This window comes from Cupriavidus sp. WGlv3 (genome assembly GCF_023952475.1).
Taxonomy (GTDB): Bacteria; Pseudomonadota; Gammaproteobacteria; order Burkholderiales; family Burkholderiaceae; genus Cupriavidus; species Cupriavidus phytorum.
On the sequence record NZ_JALHRX010000006.1, the window covers coordinates 187,463 to 204,266 of the forward strand.

Consider the following 16,804-nt stretch of genomic DNA (forward strand, 5'->3'; position numbering starts at 1 on the left):
TGGGTCGGGCGTGAAATCATGGTAGGCGCTGGATTCATCCATGTCAACCAACTCATATATATGAATTTGGATTGACGTCTTGGTCCGCGTGCCGGGCGCGCCCCGCGGCGCAGTCAGACGGTTTCGGGAATCAGCACCACTTTGCCGGCCGCAACGCGGCCGGCAGCCAGGTCGGCAAAGGCCGCCGGACCCTCGCTCAGCGCGCGCGTCTCGACCCACTCCAGCGTGCCGAAACTGCCGCGCTCCAGCGCCGCCACGGTGGCACGCAGGTCGGCCATGGTGTAGGTATAGGTGCCCAGCAAAGTCAGTTCGGCCAGGGTCAGCTTGCGCATGTCGATCTCGCTGGCCCAGTCCTGCAGGCCGATATGCATGACCACGCCGCCGGGCCGCGCGGCGGCGATGGCGAGCTTGCGCGTCGCGCCCGCGCCCACCGCGTCGATCACCACGTCGAAGGCCGATTCCGGCAGCGGGCCGGCCAAAGGGTCGACCGCATCGCAAGCGAGATGCCGCGTCACCGAGGCCCGGCGTAGCGCATTGGTCTCGGCCACCTGGACCTCGCCGCAGCCATAGGACCGCACCAGCGCTGCGGCCAGCATGCCGATCGCGCCGCCGCCAATGACAAGCACGCTGGATTCGGGCAGCGGCCTGGCCAGCGCTCGCATGGTCAGGTTCACCGCATGCAGCGCGGTAGCCGCGGGCTCGGTCAGTGCCGCGCTGACGCTGGGCAGCGCATCCGGAAGCGGAATCGCACAGCGGATCGGAATCGCCAGGAACTCGGACAACGCGCCGGGCCGGCTCATGCCGACCATGCCCCGGTGCGCGCACAGGTTGTCGCGCCCTTGCAGGCAATAGTCGCAATGCCCGCAGGTCACCAGCGGGTTGGCGGTCACGCGCTGCCCGACGGCCAGCCGGGCCGGGTCGGACGAGGCCACCACCGTGCCCGCGAACTCGTGGCCAAGCACCAGTCCCGGCTTGCGGCGCGGATCGTGGCCGTGATATGCATGCAGGTCGGAGCCGCAGATGCCGCTGGCATCGATGCGCAGCAGGGCTTCGCCGGGGGCCAGGGCTGGCATGTCGCGCTCCAGGACCGCGACGGCGTTGGGTTCGGTATAGACGATCGCTTTCATGGCCTTGCCAGTAGTCAACATGGGAGGGGAACCACAAGGACGGGCGGCGCAGTGGCCGCCCGAAGGAAGGAATCAGGCGCCGGCTTCGGACGGTGCCAGCGCACGCGCGCCGGCCGGGCGCTGGCGCCGGCCGATCCACAGCGTGCAGGCCGCGCTGAGCACGCCGATCGCCAGCACGTAGCCGCACAGGTACCAGGGCTCGCCGCCGCCCCGCGCATTCAGCCAGGTGGCGATGATCGGCGTCAGGCCGCCGGCGAACACGCCCGCGAACTGGTAGACGAAGGAAATCCCGGTATAGCGCACGCGCGCATCGAAGACCTCGGAGAACATCGACGACATGGTGCCGAACACGGCGGCATGGAAGATGCCGAAGGGGATGATGATTGCCGCCCATACCAGCAGCACGTTGCCGCCCGAATGCTGCATCAGCCAGAACGCGGGAAACGCCGACAGGCCCGCCAGCAGCGCGCCGGTGCCATAGACCAGCGGCCGGCCGAGGCGGTCGGACACGGCGCCCCACAGCGGGATGAACAGCGTCATCACGCCGGCACCGAGCAGCACGCCCAGCAAAGCCTCGTTGCGCGACAGCTTCAGGGTCTGAGTCAGGTAGGCGAGCGAAAACACTCCAAATACGTTGAAGAAGACGCCGTCGATAAAGCGCGCGCCCATGCATGCCAGCACCACGCGGGGGTACTGGCGCAGCATGGCCAGGAACGGCAAGGCGCTGGCCTCCGGCTGCTGGCGCGGCGGGTGGCGTTGCGCCGCGGCAAACTCCGGCGATTCTTCGACATGCGTGCGCATGTAGGAGCCGATGAACACCATCACCGCACTGAGCAGGAAGGCGATGCGCCAGCCCCATGCCAGGAAGTCCCGGTCCGACAGCAGCGCCGACAGCAACGCAATCACGCCGCTGGCCAGCACCAGTCCCAGCGACATGCCGGTCTGCGGCAGGCTGGCGAAGAAGCCGCGGCGGCCCGCCGGCGCGCTCTCGAACGTCATCAGCACGGCTCCGCCCCATTCGCCGCCGAGGCCGATGCCCTGCGCGATGCGGCACACCAGCAGCAGCACCGGGGCCCAGATGCCGATCTGGTCGTAGGTCGGGATCAGGCCGATGGCCGTGGTGGCGATGCCCATGATCATCAGCGTCAGCACCAGCATGTGCTTGCGTCCCAGCGTATCGCCGAAATGGCCGAAGATCACGCCGCCCAGTGGGCGCGCGACAAACCCGGCGGCGAAGGTGGCGTAGGCCAGCAGCGTGCCGACCACCGGGTCGGTCGACGGGAAGTACAGCTTGTTGAACACCAGCCCGGCGACCACGCCGTACAGGAAGAAGTCGTACCACTCCACCATCGCGCCGATCGTGCTCGAGGTCACGATCTTTCTCAGCTTGCGTCCGGGGTCTTGTGCCGGCGGCTGCGCCGCTACCTGTCTCGTCATGCTTGTCTCCTGTCGGGTCTGTTCCCGAGGCGGCGCGTATGGCGCTCTGGATATCGATCAACGCGGGGGGCGAATCGATGCGCCCCGCGCGGGGAATCATCTTGCCGTGTAGCCACCGTCGACCATGAAGGTCTGCCCGGTGATATACGCGGCCATGTCGCTGGCCAGGAACGCGGCCAGCCCATGCAGGTCGGGCAACGCGCCGTTGCGGCCGATGCAGGTGCGCCCGGCATGGTGATCGGCCAGCGCGGCATCGGCGAACACGGGCCCGGTCAGCGCGGTGGGGAAAAAGCCCGGGCCGATGGCATTGCAGGTGATGCCGTGCCGCGACCACGCCTCGGCGATGGCTCGCGTCAGCTGCACGATGCCACCCTTCGCCGCGCCGTAGGGCGCGCTGTTGGCGAAGGCGCGGTAAGACTGCAGCGACGCGAGGTTGAGCACCCGCCCCCATCCTTGCGCCTGCATCGCGGGCGCCAGCGCCTGCGTCAGGAAGAACGGCGCGGCCAGGTGCGTGTCCAGCTGCAACCGCCACGACGCCGGCGTGACGCTGTCAAAGGGCTCGCGCAGGTTCATGCCCGCGGCGTTCACCAGGATGTCGATGGTGCCGCAGCGGCGCTGCAAGGCCGCTGCGGCGGCGGGAATCGCATCGAGATCGGACACGTCCAGCGCCTGCGTGTCGACCGCGATGCCCATCGCATCGAGCCGCGACGCCGCGGCATCGAGTTGCGGCTGGCGGCGCGCCGCCAGCACCACCCTGGCGCCGGCCCGGCCGAGTGCCTCGGCAAGGCTTTCGCCGATACCGGAACTGCCGCCGGTCACCAGCGCCTGCCTGCCGCGCAGGTCCGGTCCGGCAACGCCGGCCGCGTTCTGCATGGGCGCCATCGTCACACCTCCACCGCAGCGCCCATCTCGACGCGGGCGTTCGGAAAGTACTTTGCCATGCGGTCGTCCGCGGTGCGCGCGTGCGCCTCCATGCCCTCCAGGCGCGAGATGCGCGCGGTCACCTGCCCGATCTGCCGGGTCGCCTCGCGCGTCATTTTCTGCCAGGTCAGGGTCTTCATGAACTTGTGCACCGAGAGCCCGCCGGAATAGCGCGCCGCGCCCTTGGTCGGCAGTACATGGTTGGGGCCGCTGGCCTTGTCGCCAAAGGCCACCGTGGTCTCTTCGCCAAGAAACAGCGAGCCGTAGCAGGTCAGGTTGGCCAGCCACCAGTCGAGGTCGCGCGCATGCACCTCCAGGTGCTCGGAGGCATAGCGGTCCGAGACCGCGGCCACTTCCTCGCGGCTATCGCACACGATGACCTCGCCATAGTCGCGCCATGCCGCCGTGGCGGCGTCGCGCGCGGTCGGCGGCAACGCGTCGATCAGTGCCGGCACCAGCGCCATGACCTGTTCCGCCAGCGCGCGCGAGGTGGTGAAGAGCCAGGCCGGCGACTCGTGGCCATGCTCGGCCTGGCCCACCAGGTCGCTGGCCACGATGGCGGGGTCGGCGCTGTCGTCGGCGATCACGGCAACTTCGGACGGCCCGGCGAACACGTCGATCCCCACCTGGCCGTACAGCGACCGCTTGGCCTCGGCGACGAACTTGTTGCCGGGGCCGACCACCACATCGGCGGGCTTGCCGCTGAACAGGCCATAGGCCATCGCAGCGATCGCCTGCACCCCGCCGAGCGTCATGATCACGTCCGCGCCGGCGGCCTGGAAGGCATAAAGCACGTGCGGGTGGATGCCCTGGCCGCGGAACGGGCTCGAGCACGCCACCACGGTGCCGACACCCGCGGCCTTCGCCGTCGCCACCCCCATGTAGGCCGAGGCAATATGCGCATAGCGCCCGGCCGGGGCGTAGCAGCCCACCACGTTGACTGGGATCACGCGCTGCCCCGCGGTCACGCCCGGGTGCAGTTCGACCGCGAACTCGCGCAGCGATTCACGCTGCGCCAGCGCGAACTCCCGCACCTGGCGGATCGCGAAATCGATATCGGCGCGCACCGACGCGGGCACGTCGCGGGTCTGCTGCCGGACCTGATCCGGGGTCAGCACGATCTCTCCGTCCCAGCCGTCGAGCTTGCTGGCGTACTGGCGCACGGCAGCCTCGCCATGCGCCTGGATCTGGGCCAGCATATCGGTCACCACTTTCTGCGCGGTGGCGGTCTCCGTCTGCGGTGTTTTCCCAGCTTGCTTCAGGTACGTGATCATTGCGGTTCCTCGGCTTTAATATCGAATGTAAGCGCTATCATTTTTGGTCAGATCAAAACCAGCATGCTCGAATTTATTGCCGATTCTCAAATGAAAGCGCTTTCATAAAAGACTAGTCGGAGAACCGTGAAGTGCAAGGCAGGGTTTTCCCTCGTCAACCGCGCAAGGGAAGCCACCATCCCCGGCGCAGTCGTGTGCAGCGCATAGATCGGTGACAATGGCGCAACGGCAACCAGGACAGCAAACGTGCGGCGGACCAGACTTGAAGACGTGGCGAAGCTTGCGGGAGTATCGATGGCGACGGTGTCGCGCGCATTGTCGTCGCCCGCGTTGGTGCGGGAAGACACCCTGCAGCGGGTGCGCCAGGCGATCGACGCGCTCGGCTATGTCCCGGATGCGTCGGCGCGCACGCTGGCATCCGGGCGCTCGCGTACCGTCGCCGCAGTGGTGCCAACCCTGGACAACGCCATCTTTTCCCATGCGATCCAGGGCATGCAGCAGGTACTGGCGGCCGGTGGCTACCAGTTGCTGCTAGGCTCGCACAACTACGACCCGGACACCGAGACTGACGTGGTGCGGGCCCTGTCCGAGCGCGCGGTCGATGCCATGGTCCTTGTAGGCGCCGATCATGCGCCGGAAACGCTGGCGCTGCTGCGGCAATCAGGCACGCGCACCATCCTGACCTGGTCCCTGTCCAGCCAGTACCCGTGCATTGGTTTCGACAATTTCGAGATTGGCGCGCAGGCCGCGCGCCATCTGTACGACCTGGGCCACCGCCGCTTCGGCATGATTTCCGGCATCGGCGCCCATAACGACCGCGCACGGCTTCGCACCGAGGGCTTCCTCGGCACGCTGCGTGCGCTGCGCGCGCCGCTGCCTCCCGGCGCCGTATGCGAGCAACCCTATACCTTCGCCGGCGGCCGGGCCGGCTTGCGCGCCGTCCTTGCCCATGCCCCGGCAACGCCGACGGCGATCTTCTGCGGCAACGACGTGCTCGCGCTCGGCTGCCTGTTCGAGGCTACGGCCATGGGCCTGGACGTGCCGCGCCAGTTGTCCATCGTCGGCTGCGACGACCTGCCGATTTCCGCCGAAGTCACGCCCGCGCTGACGACCATTGCGCTGGAAAGCAGCGAACTTGGCCGGCAGACCGCGCTCGCGCTGCTGCGCTGGCTGCAGGACGGCATGGAGCCGGGCCGGATGGAAATGCCGGTCGCGCTGGTACAGCGGGGCACCACCGCGCCGCCGGGCGCGCCAGCCTAGGTTGCCTGCAGTTTGGCGGTGGCCACCACTGGACGACGCGGAGCGCCGGCGCCTGGGCGAGATCGTCAAGGCGGCGAAGATGCAGGAGAAGTAGGCGGGGTTGCTGCCTTGCCATGGCCGGGCGGAAGCACATTGCGGCGGCCCCAGTTCTCGGCCTGCCGCTCCAGGTGCTGGCGGATAAAGTCCATCAGCGTGCGCGTGGCCAGGGTCGGAAAGCGGTTGGGCGCGGTCAGCATGTAGACGCTGTCGCCCACGCCTTCCGCTTCGCACTCGGCCAGCACCTCGCGCATCTGTCCCGATTGCAGTTGTCGCCAGACCGCATAGCGCGGCAGCAGCGCCACGCCCAGTCCGCCCATCACCGATTCGAACAGGAACGGATAGTCGCCTGACTGGATCCGCGGCGACACCCGCAACGTCATCGGCGTGCCGGCCAGCCATACCTTCAACGTAAAGCGGCGCCCCAGCGATGCCGGCGCAATCATGTCGCATCGTTCGAGGTCGGCCACGGTGCGCACCGGCCCGTGGCGGTCCAGAAACGATGCCGATGCGCACAGGCACCAGCCCACCTCGCAGATGCGCCGCGCCACATGGTCGTCGGGCGGCTGCGAAGTGATCTTCAGCGCCACGTCGACCTCGGCCGGAATCAGGTCGCCAATGCTGTCGTTGATCACCACGCGCAGCGAAATCTGCGGATAGCTGCGCGCGAATTCCAGCAGCAGCGGCGTCAGGTAGAGGTGGCCCAGCCCGGTCGGCAGGCGGATCCGCACGTCACCGCGCACCACCTTGCCAAGGCTGTCGATGGCGGTATTGGCGGACTGCAGTTCATCCAGCATGCGCAAGCCATGCGCATACAGCAGCTGTCCCGCCTCGGTCAGCTCGACATGGCGCGTGGTGCGGCGCATCAGCTGCGCGCCCAGATGCTGCTCCAGCAGCTTCAGGCGGCGCGACACGTTCGAGCGCGTCATGCCGCTGCGCTGCGCCGCCGCCGTCAGCGTGCGCGACTCGACCATGGTGACGAAGAGCCGCACCAGGTTGAGATCGAAATCATTGTCAATCATCAGTCAACACCATTGGCACAAATCGAGGGATTGTTTCGACGGGAGGCCAACCCTAGCATAAAGCTCCTGTTTATCCCTGCCGACGAGCTCATGCCTCCACCCTCCACCACCAGCCCGTGCGACACCGACCTGCCCTTTGCCGGCCTGCGCGTACTGGACATCAGCCAGGGCATTGCCGGCCCGTATTGCGCCCATATCCTGTGGCAGCAAGGCGCGGAAGTCGTCAAGATCGAGCCGCCCGCGGGCGACTGGGGCCGCAAGGTCGGTGTCGTGCGCGGCGATACCAGCGCGCTGACGCTGGCCTATAACGGCGGCAAGCGCAGCGCCTGCATCGATGCCACCACCGACACTGGCAAGGCCGTGCTGCTTGACCTGGCGCTGCAGGCCGACGTGCTGGTGCAGAACTTCCGCCCGCAGGTGGCCGGACGGCTGGGCGTGGGCTATGCGACGCTGGCCGAGCGACGGCCCGAGCTGGTCTATGTGTCGATCAGCGGGTATGGTCCGGACGGTCCGTATGCCGACTATCCGGCGTCGGACTCTGTCATGCAGGCGGATTCCGGACTGATGTTCGCCAACCGCGACACCGATGGCAGCGCGCGCCGCATCGGCATGCTGCTGGCCGATGCCGCCACCGGCCTTTATGCCGCGCAAGCGTGCGCCGCGGCACTGTGCCGGCGCTATCGCAGCGGGCGCGGCGGCCATGTCGAGCTGAACCTGTTCGAGGCCTGCTGCGCGCTGCAGGCCAACAACCTGCTCGAGCATGCCATCGGCGGCCCGTCCGCAGCGGGGCCAGTCAGCGCGCCCAACGGGGTCTATGCCAGCCGCGACGGCAGCCTGACGCTGCTGGCGCTGAACGACGCGCAGTTTGGCAAGCTGTGCCGGGCGCTGGACCACGCCGACTGGCTCGAAGACCCGCGCTTTGCCGACAACGCCGCGCGCATGGCTCATGCCGCGCTGCTCAACCAGCTGGTGGCGCGCTGCATCGCCAGCCGCACCACCGCGCAATGGCAGGACATACTCAGCCGGCATGACGTGCTGCATGCCCCGGTGCGCACCTATGACGACGTGCTCGCGCATCCGCAGGCCGCGCATCGGCAAACCTTCCAGGCCATCGCGCAGCCCGGGCTGGGGCCGCTGCCCTTTGCCGGCATCCCGGCGCGCGGCTTGCGCCGGGATGCCGGCCCGGCGCCGGCCAACGGCGAACACACCGTCGAGATCCTGCGCGAGGCGGGCTTCAGCCAGCTGGCCATCGACGACTGGCTGCGCCAGGGCGTGGCGCGGCAGGCCCCAGCGGCCAGGGCAGGTGTCCAATGAAGGCGCTGGTGTGCGAACAATTTGGCAGTGTGCACGACGTCTCCGTGCAATCCATTCCCGAGCCGGCGCTGGCTGACCCGCACGCGGTCACGATCGCGGTCGAGTATGCCAGCGTAAGCCACGCCACCGGCCTGATGATTGCCGGGCAGTACCAAAGGCGCCCGCCACTGCCTTTCGTGCCGGGGACCGAGGCCGTCGGCCGGGTGGTCGCCTGCGGCGATGCCGTCACGCGGCTGCGCCCGGGCCACCGCGTGGTGGCGATCGCGGACTGGGGCTGCTTTGCCGAACGGGTCACGGTGCCCGAATACACGGTCTATCGCGTGCCGGACGCGCTGCCCTCGACGGTCGCCCTGCCGGTTCCGATTTCGTACGGCACGGCCTATTGCGGGTTGGTGTGGCGCTGCGCGCTGCGCCCCGGCGATACCGTGCTGGTGCTGGGCGCCGGTGCGGGCGTGGGGCTGGCCGCGGTGGAGATTGCGCGCGAGCTCGGCGCCACCGTGATCGCCTGCGCCAGCACCGAGGCCAAGCGTGCCGACGCGCTGCGGCGCGGCGCCACGCACGCAGTGGCGCCGGCGGGCCTGGCAAGCGCGGTCAAGGCCCTGACCGGCGGCCGCGGTGCCGACGTGGTGGTAGATCCCGTCGGTGGCGAGCTGTTCCAGCAGGCGCTGCGCGCGGCGGCGGCCAACGCCCGCCTCCTCAGCATCGGCTTTGCCAGCGGCACCATCCCGCAGGCACCGGTGAACCTGCTACTGGTCAAGAACCTGACGCTGCACGGCTTCTTCTTTGGCCGCTATATCGGCTGGACGCCCGCCAACGAGCGCGCACAGCACGCCGCGGCGCTGCAGGACGTCATGGCAACGCTGTTCGACTGGGCCGCGCAGGGCAAGCTGGCGCCGACCGTGTCCGCGACGTATCCGATCACCGGCCTGGGCGATGCCCTGGCCGCGCTGGAATCCCGCCAGGTGGTGGGCAAGGTAGCGATAAAAATCAAGGAGACAGAGACGTGAACACCCGATATCCGAAATCACGTGCGATATGGACGCGGCTGCGCGCAGCGCTGGTGCTGTCGGCCGCCAGCGCGCTGCTGCCCGCTGCCGCCGGCGCGGAGGAATTTCCGCAACATCCTGTGCGCATGGTGCTGCCCTACCCGGCCGGCGGGCCCACCGACCTGCTGGCGCGCGTGGTGGCGGTCAAGATGGGCGAAAGCCTGGGCCAGGGCGTGGTGGTCGACAACAAGCCTGGCGCCAGCGGCATGATCGGTGCCGAAGCCGTGGCGCGCGCGGCCCCCGACGGCTACACCATCCTCGCCAATGCCTCGCTGCACGTGATCAACCCCAGCATCCAGCCGAAGATGCGCTATGACGCATTCAAGGATTTCGTGCCAATCACGCAGCTGGCCGATGTACCGCTGGTGCTGGTGGTCGGCAATGCCTCGCCGGTCAAGACCGTGCAGGACCTGATTGCCTATGCCAGGCGCGAGGGCGGCGCGCTCAACTTCGGCTCGGCGGGCAATGCCTCGGCCCAGCACCTGGCGGGCGAATCCTTCAAACTTGCGGCCAGGGTGCCGATGCAGCATGTTCCATACAAGGGCAGCGCGCCGGCGCTGACGGACCTGATGGGCGGCCAGATCCAGCTGATGTTCGATTCCATGCCGTCGGCCATGCCGTTTATCAAGTCCGGCAAGCTACGCGCCATCGCTGTTACCACCCCACGCCGCGCGAGCGCGTTGCCGGACATACCGACCGTTGCGGAGTCCGGCTTGCCCGGCTTTGACATCAGTACCTGGTATGGCTTGTGGGCGCCGCGCGGCACGCCGGCAGCGGTGGTCAAGAAGCTTGCCACGCATGCGGCTGCCGCGCTGAAACGGCCCGATGTGCGCCAGCAATACGCGGACATGGGGGCTGAGCCGGTGGGCTCGTCACCCGCCGACTTTGCCCGCTATAACGCCGCCGAGGGCAGGAAATGGGCGGAAATCGTGCGCCGGTCGGGGGCAAAGGCGGACCAGTAGGGACATCTGCGCTCCTCGCGGCCGGTCATGCCGCCATCGCGTGCCGCCACCCTCACCGCCTGAACCACAGCATCGACAACCCGCACGCCAGCGCCAGCAACACCACCGCCCCTGCGGCGAACAATGCACCCAGCTCGGTTTCCCTGCGCTCCAGCGCAAAGCGCGCGCTGAGCTGGCGGTACACCTGGCTCAGGTCGGCAGCCGAGCCGGCGTGGAAGTATTCGCCGCCGGTAATGTTGGCGACCGCACGCAGCGCCGGTTCGTCCAGCTGCATGAAATACGCAAGGCTGGATTCCGGTGCGCTCGTGACCTGCTGCGAGCCAAAGCCGACGGTGTAGACGCGCACGCCCCGCTGGGCGGCCATGCGCGCGGCGTCGAGCGGATCCGGGCCGGTGGTGCGCCGGCCGTCGCTGAGCAGGATCACCGCGCCGTGCGGGTACGAGCCGGGCTGCGCCGCCTGCTGGTTCTGTTCGCGCCGGCGTGCGGCGTCGGCCGCGGCGGCCTCGTCGAGCGAGGTGCCGCGTCCGGCACGGTCAGCGCGGCTGCCGAACAGGATCACTTCCAGGTCGATGCCACCTTCGGGAAACAGCACCGCCAGCGCCTGGAACAGGCCGCTGCCGGTGGCGGTGCCGCGCTGCAGCTGGAAACGATCGATCGCGTCGAGCATGTCCTGCCGGTTGTCGGTGGGCGGCAGCACCACCGCCGCGGTGCCGGCGAAGGAGACGATGCCCAGCCGCACGCTGGCCGGCAGCCCCACCACGAGATCGCGCGCGGCCTGCTGGGCGGCGCTGATGCGGTTGGGCGGCACGTCGGCGGCCTCCATGCTGCGCGAGGTGTCCATCGCCAGCACCAGGGTCACGGTGTCGGCCGGCAGCGTGATGGTGGCGCTGGGGCGCGCGCAGGCCAGGAATGCCGCGGTCAGCGCGAGGAAGAACAGCAACGGGGGAATGTGGCGCCGCAGGCGTTGGCGCGGGCCGAGCGCGGCGCGCGGCAATGCAAGGCTTGCATACAGCACGGCGGCCTTCTTGCGCCGCGCGAGCAGGTACAGGTAAGCGGCTGCCAGCACCGGAAGCGCAAGCAGCAACCAGAGCATCTGCGGCCAGAGAAACTGCATGCCCTGCTCCTTGGCGCGTGGGTAAGAGGATGGTACTGTATTTTTTAAGGCGGGACGGGACCTCGGGGGCTGCGATGAAACGGGTGACGATCTACGGGTGGGTCTCGGCGGCCGTCGCGCTGGTTCTTGCCGCCGGCGTGGGCTCGGCGTGGCTGTTGCAGCCGAAGGCGCGCGCGCTGACGCAGAAGGACATCGACGCGGCCGTGCTGCACACGCTCGAGACCAAGCCCCTGCCGTCGCGCACCGCCATGGCGGCCGAGGCCGTGCGTGAATCGGTGGTCGAAATCCGCAATTTCCCCGCGCCCGAGAAAACCGCCGATGCGGCTTCCGCGCCGCAGGCCGGGCGTGACGCCCCGGCCACGCCCCCCGAAGCCTCACCCTCGACGCCCCCCGCCCCCACCGCCCCGCCCCTGCCCAACGAACGCCCGCCCGGCAACAGCGCGGAGAACAAGCCGGAATCCCGCCACATCGGCTCGGGCGTGGTGGTGACCGAGCGCGGCGTGATCCTTACCAGCCTCCACGTAATCGCCGGGGCACGCCGCCTGGAGCTGACCTTCCACGACGGGCACACGTCCGAAGCCACCGTGCTGCAGACGATTCCCGAGAAAGACCTGGCGGTGATCCAGGCCAAGTCGATCCCCGATGACCTGCCCGCGGCCACGCTGGGTTCCAGCCGGGACCTGCTGCCCGGCGCCGAGGTGGTGGCGGTGGGCTTTCCGTTCGGCATCGGCCCGTCGGTGTCCGCCGGCGTGGTCTCCGGGCTGGACCGCGAGTTCGTCGCGTCGGACAACAAGCGGACCCTGGACAAGCTGATCCAGTTCGACGCCGCGGTCAATCCGGGCAACTCGGGCGGCCCGCTGGTGAACATGAACGGCGAGGTGGTGGGCATCGTCACCGCCATCCTCAATCCCGGCAACAGCGGCACCTTCATCGGCATCGGCTTCGCCACCACGATCGAAAGCGCCGGCGTATCCATCGGAACTTCTCCTTTCTGACGCGGGGACCTATGAACGACCAAGCCAGGGGCGCAGCCGACAGCGCCAACTTGATGGAACGCCTGCTGTACGAGGTGAAACGCGTGGTGGTCGGGCAGGACCACTTTCTCGAACGCGTGCTGGTGGCCATCCTGTCCGGCGGCCACCTGCTGGTGGAGGGCGTGCCGGGGCTGGCCAAGACCCTGACCGTCAACACGCTGGCGCGGACCATGAGCGGCACCTTCAAGCGCATCCAGTTCACGCCGGACCTGCTGCCCGCCGACCTGGTCGGCACGCGCATGTACAACCAGGGCACGGGCGAGTTCTCCACGGTGCGCGGCCCGGTCTTTGCCAACCTGTTGCTGGCCGACGAGATCAACCGCGCGCCGGCCAAGGTGCAGAGCGCGCTGCTGGAAGTGATGCAGGAAAAGCAGGTCACCATCGCCGGCGAGACCCATCGCGTGCCTGCGCCGTTCCTGGTCATGGCGACGCAGAACCCGATCGAGACCGAAGGCACGTACCCGCTGCCCGAGGCGCAGGTCGACCGCTTCATGATGAAGGTGCTGGTGGGCTATCCGTCGGAAGAGGAAGAGGTGGTGATCGTCAACCGCGTCACCGGCCCGCGCATCAGCGTAAGCCCGGTGGCCACGCCCGAGCACCTGACCGCGCTGCAGGAGGCCTGCCGCAAGGTGTATGTCGATCCCAGCCTGGTCCAGTACGCGGTGCGCGTGGTCGCGGCCACGCGCAAGCCGGGCGACTTCGGCCTGGCGGACCTGGACCGCTACGTGTCGTTCGGCGCCAGCCCGCGCGCCACCATCGGCCTGGTCGAAGGCGCGCGCGCGCTGGCCTACCTGCGCGGCCGCCACTACGCCCTGCCCGAGGACGTGGCCGACCTGGTGCCGGACGTGTTGCGCCATCGCCTGTCGCTCTCGTATGAGGCCATGTCCGACGGCGTCACGGCCGACCAGCTCATCACCCGCATCACACAGGCGCTGCCGGTTCCCGAGCGGCCCATGGAATCCCATGTTCGGGCGGCGGCGGACTAAGCCCCGGGACGCCCCGGACACCGCGCCCGGGGTCGCGTCCGGCGTTGTATCCGGCGTGGCGCTGGGCGGCGCCGGCGCGAACCAGACCGACGCCCTGCTGCGGCGCCTCGAATGGACCGTGGTGCGCCGCCTCGACGGGCTGCTGCAAGGCGACTACCGCACGCTGTTCCGCGGCTTTGGCCTGGACCTTGCCGACCTGCGCGAATACCACCCCGGCGACGACGTGCGCCATATCGACTGGAACGTGACCGCGCGGCTGCAGACGCCGCATGTGCGCGAATACCAGGAAGATCGCGAGGTCGCGGCCTGGTTCTTGCTGGACCTGAGCGGTTCGATCGACTTCGGCTCGGGCAGCGTGCGCAAGCGCGACCTGCTGAGTGACTTCACCACGGTGATGGCGCTGCTGCTGATGCGCTATGGCAACCGGGTGGGTGCCGTGCTCTATGGCGGGGCCATCAACACGGACGCCACGGTGGTGCCGGCGCGCGCCGGACGCCGCCAGCTGCTGCACCTGCTGCACCGCATGCGCGCCACGCCCGCCGCATCGCCGGGCGACACCCGCCTGCGCGACCTGCTCGAACGCGCCCGCGCGGTGGCAAGACGGCGCTCGGTGGTGTTCGTGGTGTCGGATTTCATCAGCGCGCCGGGCTGGCAGGCATCGCTGGGCATGCTGGCGCGGCGGCATGAAGTGGTCGCGGTGCGGCTGGTCGATCCGCTGGAAACCGCGTTGCCAGACCTGGGACTGGTGGTGCTGCAGGATGCGGAGACCGGCGAGCAGTTGTTCGTCGATACGCATGACCCGTCCTTCCGCAAGCGCTTCGCCGCCGCCGCCGAGGCGCGCGAAGCCGAGCTGCGCCAGGCCTTCGCGCGCGCCGGGGTGGCGTGCCTGACGCTGTCGACCTACGCCCGGCTCGACCTGGCGCTGCTTAGCTTCGCGCGCCAGCGCCGGCGCCAGCAAGGCAGCGCCAGGGCCGCCAACATCGCCAGGGGGGCCGCATGATCGACGCGATCAGCCGCTTGCCCGTGTTCAGCTTCCTGTGGCCAGGCATGCTGTGGCTGTTCGCTCTGGTCGGGGGGCTGACGGCGGGCTATGTCTGGCTCGATCGGCGCAGGCGGCACGCTGCCGTGCATTACCCGGCGCTGAAGACCGCGGGCGTTGCCACCCGTAGCGGCAGTGGCTGGCGCCGCCACGTGGCGCCGGTGCTGATCCTGTTGGCGCTGGCCGCGCTGATCGCGGCGATCGCGCGGCCCCAGGCCGTGATGATGCTGCCTTCGCGCATCGAGTCGGTGGTACTGGTGATGGACCTGTCCGGCAGCATGCGGGCCCAGGATGTCAAGCCCAGCCGCCTGGGCGCCGCCCAGCAGGCGGCCACCACCCTGCTGGAGGCGCAGCCCGCCGGCGTCAGCGTCGGCGTGGTTGCCATGGCCGGCACCGCGGCCGTGGCGCAGGCTCCCACCCGCGCCAGGGAGGCCGTGGCCACCGCGATCGAGCGCCTGCAGCCGCAGGGCGGCACCGCGCTGGGCAACGGCATGCTGATTGCGCTGACCACGCTGCTGCCGGAGCTCACGCCTGATGCCGAGCGGCTGATGAACGACGACACGCCGCCGCCAAGACGGCCACGGGCGCTGGCCAATCCGCCCGGCGACAGCGAGCCGGTGCAGCCCGGCTCCTATACCGCCGGCGCGATCGTGCTGTTCTCCGACGGCGAAAGCAACGCCGGCCCGGCCGCGATGCGCGCGGCACAGCTTGCCGCCGAGCACGGCGTGCGCATCTATACCGTGGGCGTGGGCACCCCCCAAGGCGTGGTGCTCTCGGTCGACGGCTGGTCGGCCCGCGTCAGGCTGGACGAGAAGGTGCTGAAGGAAGTCGCCGACGCCACTGGCGCCGAGTACTTCCGGCTGGAGGACACTACCGAACTGAAGCGCGTATACCGCGCGCTCAACGCGCGGCTGGCGTTCGACAAGCGCAGCCAGGTCGAGATCACCGCACTGTTCGCCGCGCTGGGCGCGCTGCTGGCGGCCTGCGCGGGGCTGTTGTCGCTGTGGTGGTTCGGGCGCGTGATGTAGCGAGCGGAGGCCGGCGAATCAGCGCGCATTGCGCGGCGTGACCGAGATCGCGATCGCCTCGGTATAGACCGCCTGCACCTGCTCGCCGGCGCGGACCGCCTTCAGCTGCTTCGGATCCGCGACATGCACGTCCACCATCCGGCCCTGCGGGCCCTTCAGCGTCACCAAGCCGGTCTTGGTGTCGACCGCCACCACGTCCGCGGTGACCGTGACCTCGCGCCCTACCATGCCGCCCGGCTTGGCGCCCGGCGCGGCGCGCTGCGTGATCTCGCGCTCGCTGCTGGAGCGGATGCCGCTCTGGCGGTTCAGGCTGACCGACAAGGCTTGCGTGTATTCCGCCGTAACCGCATCGCCCACGCGCAACTGCCCGAAGTTGCGCACGTCTTCGCCCACCTGCACGTCGGTGAGCTTGCCCTGCTCATCCTTGAGGGTAATGGTGCGTGTGGCCGCATCGATGGCCGCCACCGTGGCCGTGGCCTTGACCGTGCCGGTGGTGCGCGACGCGCCCACGCCGGAAACCGAGTCGACGCGGGTCTCGGGTTGCGCCATCGCCATGGCGGGCGCGAGGGACGCGGCGGCAAGCGCCGCCGCCACCATGAGCTTGCCGGGTTTCATGCCGTTCTCCCTGGTTCCAAGGTTGCCGTGGGCCACCGTGCCAGATGCCGGCAAAGGAGCCGGCGCGCGTGACGGACAGGCCTGTTAACCATAGCAGAGGGAGAAGGAAGCCGTTGGCGGCGTGCAGGACAACTCCATATGCTCACAGCGGCCCCGGCAGCGTCTTCAGCCCCAGCCAAAGCACGCCGATGACAACGTTGACCGGCACGCACAGCGCGCCGGGCACGTAGAACAGCGCCGACAGCGCGGGCGCGGACAACATCAGCTCCACCGCGCCGCCCAGCGCGTAGAAGAACACGCCGCACCAGAGCCAGCGCCGCATGTAGGTCAGCAGCCAATGCGCGCGCGCCTGGTTGAAGTGCCAGGCGCGCGTGCGTTCGGCGCGGTTGCCGCGGCTGGCGTCCCGGAACAGCCAGCCGAAGAAGAAATAGCGGTACAGCAGGTCGCTAAAAGTCAGCTCTTGCATGATCACTCCTTTGGCCGCTGCCAGCCGGGGGAGTGCACAGGTCACCCGCGCTCGGGGCGCAAGCAGCGATGGCAGCGGCAGGCATACCACCAGCGTACCAAAGAAGTTGCGCTAACCCGAGCC

General features: G+C 69.1%; 16 protein-coding genes. 8 read left to right on the top strand and 8 right to left on the bottom strand.

Going from position 1 to position 16,804, the window contains the following annotated elements; genetic code table 11:
- Positions 1 to 113: 113 nt before the first annotated feature.
- The 4 genes from MKD38_RS13285 to hpsN all read right to left on the bottom strand — a co-directional run bounded on the left by MKD38_RS13285 (position 114) and on the right by hpsN (position 4,759).
- The gene (locus MKD38_RS13285; RefSeq protein ID WP_252677452.1) at positions 114 to 1,127 is read right to left on the bottom strand and encodes a galactitol-1-phosphate 5-dehydrogenase; all 1,014 of its coding nucleotides are present in this window, start codon (positions 1,125 to 1,127) and stop codon (positions 114 to 116) included.
- A gap of 72 nt (positions 1,128 to 1,199) precedes the next feature.
- Entirely contained in the window at positions 1,200 to 2,564 is a 1,365-nt protein-coding gene (locus tag MKD38_RS13290; RefSeq protein ID WP_252677454.1) for an MFS transporter, read from the bottom strand.
- 96 nt (positions 2,565 to 2,660) lie between these two features.
- Positions 2,661 to 3,446, bottom strand: a complete 786-nt coding sequence (hpsO, locus tag MKD38_RS13295) for a (S)-sulfopropanediol 2-dehydrogenase HpsO (protein ID WP_252677455.1) — start codon at positions 3,444 to 3,446, stop codon at positions 2,661 to 2,663.
- 2 nt (positions 3,447 to 3,448) lie between these two features.
- Entirely contained in the window at positions 3,449 to 4,759 is a 1,311-nt protein-coding gene (gene hpsN, locus MKD38_RS13300) for a sulfopropanediol 3-dehydrogenase (RefSeq protein WP_252677456.1), read from the bottom strand.
- Between the two features lie 270 nt (positions 4,760 to 5,029).
- Between hpsN and MKD38_RS13305 the strand changes: the two genes are divergently transcribed.
- The gene (locus tag MKD38_RS13305; protein ID WP_371925690.1) at positions 5,030 to 6,019 is read left to right on the top strand and encodes a LacI family DNA-binding transcriptional regulator; all 990 of its coding nucleotides are present in this window, start codon (positions 5,030 to 5,032) and stop codon (positions 6,017 to 6,019) included.
- Between the two features lie 65 nt (positions 6,020 to 6,084).
- On the opposite strand, the gene MKD38_RS13310 is transcribed toward MKD38_RS13305, so the two are convergent.
- Positions 6,085 to 7,077 carry a LysR family transcriptional regulator gene (locus MKD38_RS13310; protein WP_252677458.1) on the bottom strand — a complete coding sequence of 331 codons (993 nt, stop codon included), beginning with the start codon at positions 7,075 to 7,077 and terminating at the stop codon, positions 6,085 to 6,087.
- Positions 7,078 to 7,167: 90 nt separating this feature from the next.
- Between MKD38_RS13310 and MKD38_RS13315 the strand changes: the two genes are divergently transcribed.
- Genes MKD38_RS13315 through MKD38_RS13325 form a run of 3 tightly spaced genes read left to right on the top strand, consistent with a single transcriptional unit; the run spans position 7,168 to position 10,399 of the window.
- A complete protein-coding gene (locus tag MKD38_RS13315; protein ID WP_252677459.1) occupies positions 7,168 to 8,391 on the top strand; it encodes a CaiB/BaiF CoA transferase family protein in 1,224 nt (407 codons plus the stop codon).
- Positions 8,388 to 9,398, top strand: coding sequence for an NADPH:quinone oxidoreductase family protein (locus MKD38_RS13320; protein ID WP_252677460.1), 1,011 nt, complete (start codon positions 8,388 to 8,390; stop codon positions 9,396 to 9,398). The genes MKD38_RS13315 and MKD38_RS13320 overlap by 4 nt, the downstream gene beginning before the upstream one ends.
- Positions 9,395 to 10,399, top strand: coding sequence for a tripartite tricarboxylate transporter substrate binding protein (locus MKD38_RS13325; RefSeq protein ID WP_252677461.1), 1,005 nt, complete (start codon positions 9,395 to 9,397; stop codon positions 10,397 to 10,399). The genes MKD38_RS13320 and MKD38_RS13325 overlap by 4 nt, the downstream gene beginning before the upstream one ends.
- Before the next feature lie 52 nt (positions 10,400 to 10,451).
- On the opposite strand, the gene MKD38_RS13330 is transcribed toward MKD38_RS13325, so the two are convergent.
- Entirely contained in the window at positions 10,452 to 11,513 is a 1,062-nt protein-coding gene (locus tag MKD38_RS13330; RefSeq protein WP_252677462.1) for a VWA domain-containing protein, read from the bottom strand.
- A gap of 74 nt (positions 11,514 to 11,587) precedes the next feature.
- On the opposite strand from MKD38_RS13330, the gene MKD38_RS13335 reads away from it, so the two are divergent.
- From MKD38_RS13335 to MKD38_RS13350, 4 genes are read left to right on the top strand one after another with little or no spacing between them, the layout of a single operon-like run.
- Complete coding sequence (locus MKD38_RS13335; RefSeq protein ID WP_252677463.1) at positions 11,588 to 12,508, top strand: S1C family serine protease; 921 nt, start codon at positions 11,588 to 11,590, stop codon at positions 12,506 to 12,508.
- An 11-nt stretch (positions 12,509 to 12,519) separates the two neighbouring features.
- Positions 12,520 to 13,533 carry an AAA family ATPase gene (locus MKD38_RS13340; RefSeq protein WP_252677464.1) on the top strand — a complete coding sequence of 338 codons (1,014 nt, stop codon included), beginning with the start codon at positions 12,520 to 12,522 and terminating at the stop codon, positions 13,531 to 13,533.
- Positions 13,511 to 14,533, top strand: coding sequence for a DUF58 domain-containing protein (locus MKD38_RS13345; protein ID WP_252677465.1), 1,023 nt, complete (start codon positions 13,511 to 13,513; stop codon positions 14,531 to 14,533). The genes MKD38_RS13340 and MKD38_RS13345 overlap by 23 nt, the downstream gene beginning before the upstream one ends.
- Positions 14,530 to 15,600, top strand: a complete 1,071-nt coding sequence (locus MKD38_RS13350) for a VWA domain-containing protein (RefSeq protein ID WP_252677466.1) — start codon at positions 14,530 to 14,532, stop codon at positions 15,598 to 15,600. The genes MKD38_RS13345 and MKD38_RS13350 overlap by 4 nt, the downstream gene beginning before the upstream one ends.
- A gap of 18 nt (positions 15,601 to 15,618) precedes the next feature.
- Here MKD38_RS13350 and MKD38_RS13355 read toward each other — a convergent pair whose 3' ends face one another.
- Together MKD38_RS13355 and MKD38_RS13360 are read right to left on the bottom strand one after the other, a co-directional pair.
- Positions 15,619 to 16,215, bottom strand: coding sequence for a hypothetical protein (locus tag MKD38_RS13355; RefSeq protein ID WP_252677467.1), 597 nt, complete (start codon positions 16,213 to 16,215; stop codon positions 15,619 to 15,621).
- Between the two features lie 142 nt (positions 16,216 to 16,357).
- Positions 16,358 to 16,681 carry a hypothetical protein gene (locus MKD38_RS13360; protein ID WP_252677469.1) on the bottom strand — a complete coding sequence of 108 codons (324 nt, stop codon included), beginning with the start codon at positions 16,679 to 16,681 and terminating at the stop codon, positions 16,358 to 16,360.
- Positions 16,682 to 16,804 lie beyond the last annotated feature (123 nt).

Bases quoted from the DNA above. Each gene is read 5' to 3' on its own strand.
- MKD38_RS13285 (WP_252677452.1), bottom strand. From the start codon at position 1,127: ATGAAAGCGATCGTCTATACCGAACCCAACGCCGTCGCGGTCCTGGAG.
- MKD38_RS13290 (WP_252677454.1), bottom strand. From the start codon at position 2,564: ATGACGAGACAGGTAGCGGCGCAGCCGCCGGCACAAGACCCCGGACGC.
- hpsO (WP_252677455.1), bottom strand. From the start codon at position 3,446: ATGGCGCCCATGCAGAACGCGGCCGGCGTTGCCGGACCGGACCTGCGC.
- hpsN (WP_252677456.1), bottom strand. From the start codon at position 4,759: ATGATCACGTACCTGAAGCAAGCTGGGAAAACACCGCAGACGGAGACC.
- MKD38_RS13310 (WP_252677458.1), bottom strand. From the start codon at position 7,077: ATGATTGACAATGATTTCGATCTCAACCTGGTGCGGCTCTTCGTCACC.
- MKD38_RS13315 (WP_252677459.1), top strand. From the start codon at position 7,168: ATGCCTCCACCCTCCACCACCAGCCCGTGCGACACCGACCTGCCCTTT.
- MKD38_RS13320 (WP_252677460.1), top strand. From the start codon at position 8,388: ATGAAGGCGCTGGTGTGCGAACAATTTGGCAGTGTGCACGACGTCTCC.
- MKD38_RS13330 (WP_252677462.1), bottom strand. From the start codon at position 11,513: ATGCAGTTTCTCTGGCCGCAGATGCTCTGGTTGCTGCTTGCGCTTCCG.
- MKD38_RS13335 (WP_252677463.1), top strand. From the start codon at position 11,588: ATGAAACGGGTGACGATCTACGGGTGGGTCTCGGCGGCCGTCGCGCTG.
- MKD38_RS13340 (WP_252677464.1), top strand. From the start codon at position 12,520: ATGAACGACCAAGCCAGGGGCGCAGCCGACAGCGCCAACTTGATGGAA.
- MKD38_RS13345 (WP_252677465.1), top strand. From the start codon at position 13,511: ATGTTCGGGCGGCGGCGGACTAAGCCCCGGGACGCCCCGGACACCGCG.
- MKD38_RS13350 (WP_252677466.1), top strand. From the start codon at position 14,530: ATGATCGACGCGATCAGCCGCTTGCCCGTGTTCAGCTTCCTGTGGCCA.
- MKD38_RS13355 (WP_252677467.1), bottom strand. From the start codon at position 16,215: ATGAAACCCGGCAAGCTCATGGTGGCGGCGGCGCTTGCCGCCGCGTCC.
- MKD38_RS13360 (WP_252677469.1), bottom strand. From the start codon at position 16,681: ATGCAAGAGCTGACTTTTAGCGACCTGCTGTACCGCTATTTCTTCTTC.